General features: G+C 71.8%; 6 protein-coding genes. 4 read left to right on the forward strand and 2 right to left on the reverse strand.

Annotated features, from left to right (window positions below):
• Positions 1 to 101 precede the first annotated feature (101 nt).
• Entirely contained in the window at positions 102 to 1703 is a 1602-nt protein-coding gene (locus AC07AL_RS20865) for a multicopper oxidase family protein (RefSeq protein WP_400803414.1), read from the reverse strand.
• Between the two features lie 98 nt (positions 1704 to 1801).
• The gene (locus AC07AL_RS20870; RefSeq protein WP_363585962.1) at positions 1802 to 2212 is read right to left on the reverse strand and encodes a DUF6153 family protein; all 411 of its coding nucleotides are present in this window, start codon (positions 2210 to 2212) and stop codon (positions 1802 to 1804) included.
• A gap of 198 nt (positions 2213 to 2410) precedes the next feature.
• Here AC07AL_RS20870 and AC07AL_RS20875 point away from each other — a divergent pair, with 198 nt between their 5' ends.
• The 4 genes from AC07AL_RS20875 to AC07AL_RS20890 all read left to right on the forward strand — a co-directional run bounded on the left by AC07AL_RS20875 (position 2411) and on the right by AC07AL_RS20890 (position 5627).
• A complete protein-coding gene (locus tag AC07AL_RS20875) occupies positions 2411 to 2812 on the forward strand; it encodes a hypothetical protein (protein WP_363585961.1) in 402 nt (133 codons plus the stop codon).
• A gap of 3 nt (positions 2813 to 2815) precedes the next feature.
• Positions 2816 to 4528 (forward strand): alpha/beta hydrolase, encoded by a 1713-nt coding sequence (locus AC07AL_RS20880; protein WP_478317924.1) that lies wholly within the window; start codon positions 2816 to 2818, stop codon positions 4526 to 4528.
• On the forward strand, positions 4525 to 5052 hold the full coding sequence (locus AC07AL_RS20885; RefSeq protein WP_371516118.1) for a hypothetical protein: 528 nt from the start codon (positions 4525 to 4527) through the stop codon (positions 5050 to 5052). Before AC07AL_RS20880 ends, AC07AL_RS20885 begins: the two co-directional genes overlap by 4 nt.
• Positions 5053 to 5225: 173 nt before the next feature.
• Positions 5226 to 5627, forward strand: a complete 402-nt coding sequence (locus tag AC07AL_RS20890; protein WP_063346584.1) for a YccF domain-containing protein — start codon at positions 5226 to 5228, stop codon at positions 5625 to 5627.
• The last annotated feature ends 124 nt before the right edge of the window (positions 5628 to 5751 follow it).

Genomic DNA, 5751 nt, shown 5'->3' on the forward strand with positions numbered 1-5751 from the left:
GAATACGGGTGAACACCCCACCCCCCTCCCCCCCCCCCCTCCTCCCCCCCCCCCGCCCCCCCCCCCCCCCCCCCCCCCCCCCCCCCCCCTCCCCGCGAAGGTCAGGCCCGGTAACCGAGGACGGTCATCATGCCCGTCTCCGCGTGGTAGACGTTGTGGCAGTGCACCATCCACAGGCCCGGATTGTCGGCGTCGAAGTCGACGGCGAGCGTCGCGCCCGGCAGCACGATCGCGGTGTCCTTGCGGGGCCCGTCACCGGGCAGCGCGAAGGTATGGCCGTGCAGGTGGACGGGGTGCCACATGCTCGTGGTGTTGCGGAACTCCAGCCGCACCCGCTCCCCCGCCGCCACCGGGTAACGCTGCGCCGGGTCGTACCGGCGGCCGTTGAACGCCCAGTCGGCCTTCGCCATGCCGCCGGTGAGCTCCAGCCGCACCGTCCGGTCCGGCGCCCTGGCGGGCAGTCGCACGCTCGGGTCGGCCTTGAGCTGTGCCGCGCCGAGCAGCCTGCCGTCCAGCTCCGCCGGGCGCACCGAGGCGTCCGGCGCGGCGCCGCCGCCGGTGCGCAGCAGGGCGAGTGCGGCGGCGTTCTTGCCCTCGGCGAGCGCGGTCAGCGGGAAAACGCCGTCCTGGACGGTCACCAGCACGTCGTAGCGCTCGCCCATGCCGAGCAGCAGCGCCTGGGTGGTGGCCGGCTCGACCGGGAAGCCGTCGGTGTGGGTGACGGTCAACTCGTGGCCGCCCAGCGCGACCCGGTAGGCGGTGTCGCCGCCCGCGTTGATCAGCCGGATCCGGACCCGGTCGCCGGGCTTGGCGGTGAAGGTCTCGGGCGCGCCGGCGAGCCGGCCGTTGACCAGGTGGAACGGGTGGCCGACGTCGCCCGCGTCGCCGCCGAGCAGCGCGCTGCGGGCACCCATCAGCATCCGGGACGGGCCGGCGGCGGGCGGGGCGGTGCTCGGGGCGCCGGTTGGAGTGCCGCCCATGGCTGCCATGTCGTGGCCGCCCATCGCCGGGTGGTCCATCCCCGCGCGGTCCATCCCGCCCATGCCCCGGGCGAGTTCGGCGAGCACGGCGTCCGGGGTGCTGCCGTCGACCCCGTCCACCCAGTCGTCCAGGACGACGACCCACTCCTGGTCGTAGCGCAGCGGCTCCCTCGGGTCCTCGACGATCAGCGGCGCGTACAGGCCGCGGTCCTGCTGGACGCCGGAGTGCGGGTGGAACCAGTACGTCCCCGGGTGGGCGAGCGCGAAGCGGTACTCGAAGCCGGCGCCCGCCCGCACCGCGTCCTGGGTGAGCCCGGGTACGCCGTCCATGTCGTTGCGCAGCGCGAGGCCGTGCCAGTGCAACGAGGTGGGCTGCGGAAGGTGGTTGGCGAGACTGACGGCGAGCGTCTCGCCGACCGTGGCGCGCACCGCCCGGCCGGGCAGGCGGTCGCCGTACGCCCAGCTGCGGACGGTGCGTCCGCCCAGGTCGAGCGTCGTCTCGGTGGCGGTGAGCGCGACCTTGCGCTCCGGCCCGGGCCCGCGCCGCGCCTCGGCGGCGGCGACCTCGGGGCCGCCGGGGGCAACGAAGCCGCCCGGGGTGGTGGGGGCGGCGCCCCCATGGTCCATGCCCTTCATCGGATCGGCGGAACAGGCGGCGAGCAGACCGGTGCCGGCGGCGGCGAGCGCCGCGCCGAGCACGGTACGACGGGTGGGTGTGCGCATGACGGAGTGCACCTCGTGCGGTGGGTGTGGGTGAGCAGGACGTCGCGACGGCCGTCCCGCCCGCGCCGGAGCGCGGACCCGGGGCGGCCGGCGTACGCCTACTGGCGCAGCACCGACAACCGGGCGAGGAGGATCCGCCCGCCTCCGGGCGGCGGCAACGCGCGAACGGCCCGCAGCAGCCGGGCCCTCACCTCGGCGGCGGCGTCACCGCCGTGCCGCAGCAGGGGGCCGGCGGCGAGGAGCAGCAACGTCCAGCCGGCGAGCACGGCCAGACACACCGTCATCGGATCCATGCCGTCGGCCGCGGCGGTGTGCACCGTCTCCCCGGCGCCCGCCGGGTGACCGGCGCTCACGGCGTGCCGCGTCGGCCCGTGGTCCGTCCCGTGCTCCACCCCGTGCCCGCCGGCGGCCGGATGGCCGAGCGTGTGCATCGTCACGATGCCGAGCAGGAGCGCCGCGAGGAGCAGCAGGCGCAGGGCCCGGGGGACGGTCGGACGCGGCTCCGCCATCGTCCACCTCCCGACCGACCTCGCCACCAGTTACCCCCGCAGGGTATCCCGAGCCGCGCCCCCGGCCGAGCCGGGGCAGGTCGCCCGGCCCACGTCCTCCCCACCGCCGGAAGATCGATCCGTTAGCATCCGTCAGCAGTTTGTCGACACGGACCCGGGCGGCGCGCCGGCCCGGGAGCTCATCAGCGGGGGAAAGACATGGCAGGTCCTGATCTGGCCTTGGAGTTCAAGGTCAACCCAGCCGAACTGGACGGCTGCGGACAGAGCGCTCAGCACATCGGCGGTCTCATACCGGGCGAGACCTCGAAGATCACCGATCCGTGCAACCAGGCCGCCGGGGGCCTGAAGGGCTGGCTCACAGCCGCCGCCATCCAGAACTGCGGCACGAACTGGAAGACGCTGCTGGACAAGCTCGGCGGCGACATGGGCGACGTCGGCACCAAGCTCGCCACGTCGGCCGCCTACTACCGCCAGGTCGAGAAGGACATCCACGGGAGCATGCGGAACCCGGCCGCACCGGTCCCCGACGAACCGGACCCCTTCAGCACGACCTTCGTCCCGGGCCCCGTGAAGCCCGCCGGCGCGAAGGCGGCCGAGTAGGCGATGGACATCAAGACCCTCCACGACGCCGACCTCATCAACCTCACCACCGCGAAGACCGCCTTCGACACCCTGGCCACCGCCTTCGGCCAGCACGTGGAGAACTGGCAGCACGAGGTCGTCGACCGGCTGAACCACTCGCAGTGGACCGGGAACGCCGCCGGTCACGCCCAGGCCCGGATCCAGCTCCTGGAGAACGAACTCCAGGCCGCCCAACAGGAGATCGGCCTCGTCAGCAGGGCCTTGCACGACGCGGCCGAGGGCTTCGCCGCCGCCCAGGCGCACCTGATCAACGCCCTCGACGACGCCAAGACCCACAAGCTGACCGTCGCCGCCGACGGCGGGATCACCTGGGACAACGACCCCGGATCCGCCGCCTTCGCCGGCACCGACGCCGAGTCGCAGGCCCAGCAGATCAGCAGCCGGATCACGGCCGCGCTCACCGAAGCCGCCCACGCGGACCAGACGATCAGCGCCCGGCTCGCCCACCTGGCCGGCAACGCGAGCGACGGCACCGGGCTCGACGCCGCCACGGCGAAGACCGACCTGGCCGCCGCGAACGCGCTCGAACAGGTCCCCGCCGCCGGCACCGACCCGAACAGCGTCAAGGGCTGGTGGAACGGCCTGACCGACGAGCAGCAGCACCGGATGATCCTCAACCACCCCGATCAGGTCGGCGCCCTCGACGGCGTCCCCGCACTCGCCCGGGACCAGGCCAACCGGATCAACCTCCAGCGTGGCAAGCAGGACCTCCAACACCAGCTCGACGGCCTCGGCCCGGAGCCGAAGCACTACCTGTCCGTCGCCGAGACCAATGGCGGGCCCGTCCAGAACCCCGACTACACGGCGTGGAAGCAGAAGCGCGACGACCTCGAAGACAAGCTGAAGGGCGTGACGGCCATCGAGAACCGGCTGAACACCCCGGTCAACGCCGAACACCCGCCCACCTTCCTGCTGGGCTTCGACACCAACGGCAAGGGCCACGCGATCATCGCGGCCAACAACCCCGACACCGCCGACAACGTCTCCACGTACGTACCCGGCACCGGCGCCCGGCTCGGCAGCATCGGCAGTGACATCAACCGCTCCGATCTGATGGTCAAGTCGGCCAACGACGCCAACCGGAAGGCGCAAGACCCGGGCACCACCTCGTCGATCACCTGGGTCGGCTACGACGCTCCGCAGACGATCATCCCCGAGGCCGCGGACGACAAGTACGCGAAGAACGCGGAGGACAAGCTGCACACCTTCGAGACCGGCCTGCACGCCACGCACGAGGGGAAGCTGTCGAACAACACCGTCCTCGCCCACAGCTACGGCACCACGACCGTGGGCTACGCCATGCGCGACAAGGGCCTTCCCGTCGACAACGTCGTCCTCATCGCCAGCCCCGGCTGCGGCGTCGAAAACGCCAAGGACCTGAACATCGACCCGTCCCGCGTGTACGTGGCGCAGAGCCCGGCCGACGCGATCGGCTGGGCCGCCGCCACCGACCCCGGCGGGATGACGGACAACATCGTCGACAACGTCGCCGGCTCGTGGGGCCTCGGCGACGGTGACCACCACCTGATCCACGGCCGACAGACCACCGTTCCCCAGTTCGGCGCGCAGATCCTGCCCACCAATCCCAACGCGGGGCACTCGGACTACTGGAACGACGATTCGCCCACCCTGACCTCCATGGGTCAGATCATCGCCGGAAAGCGGGTCTCATGAGCACCACCGAGCACACCCCGCTGATCAAACGGGTCACCGCCACCGCCGTACTGGCGGTCGCCGTCCTGGCCCTGAACTCCTGCGGCGTGCAGACCTTGAACGAGCGGTCGAAGTCCACGATCACGCTCGACCAGGCCAAGAAGCAGATCGACGCCTACCTCGCCGACACCCTGGCCAAGCTGCCGGTCAAGCCGACCGCGAGCTCGGACGATTTCTTCGACATGGAATGCGACGCCAACGACATCGGCCCGCACGGCAGGACGCAGACCCGTCGGGGATACGACTTCGGCGACGTCCCGTCCGCGCCCAAAGCCGAGGCGGTGAACGCCTTCCGAACATTCCTGACCGGCCAGGGCTTCCAACCGGTTCAGGATCCCCCCAATTTCCACAACGACTGGATCAGGCTGAAGAACCCCAAGGACGACTTCCTCGCCACCCTGGACGGGGTCTCCGACGCCAGCCACGACCTCACCCTCCGGGTCAGCTCCCCCTGCGTCTGGCCCGACGGCACCCCGCCGGCCTGATCCGAGCCGCCACACCGGGGCCGCACCCTCCGGAGGGTGCGGCCCCGGCACGTCCGCCCGCGCCGACCCCGGAACAAACCCCGAGGAACGTCCCCTAAGGGCGTAGACGCGCCCGGGGGCGGGCATGGCTGGATCGTGGAACCCCGAGCAGCAGCCGTGAGAAGGTGTCGGCCATGAAGGTGATCGAGTTCGTCCTCAATGTCATTTGGCTGATCTTCTGCGGTATCTGGATGGCTATTGCCTATACCGTCGCCGGAATCATCTGCTGCGTGCTGATCGTGACCATCCCGTTCGGCGTCGCGTCCTTCCGGATCGCCGGGTTCATCCTCTGGCCGTTCGGACGGACGACCGTGGAGAAGCCGGGTGCCGGGGCGGCGTCCTGCGTCGGGAACGTCATCTGGCTGATCTTCGCGGGCTGGTGGCTGGCGATCGCGCACCTGGTGACCAGCATCCCGCTGTTCCTGTCGATCATCGGCATCCCGTTCGGCTGGGCGAACCTCAAGATGATCCCGATCTCCCTCATGCCGCTCGGCCGCGAGGTCGTCCCCACCGACCAGGCCTGGGGCGCCCGGTAACCGCAGGAGAAGCAGCCGCAGGACGAACGGCCCCGGGGGGGGGGGGGGAGGGGGGGGGGGGGGGGGGGGTGGGGGGGGGGGGGGGGGGGGGGTATATGGTGGGCGCCTTCCCGTATCTGAGTCC

The organism is Kitasatospora sp. NPDC043949 (assembly GCF_056435365.1).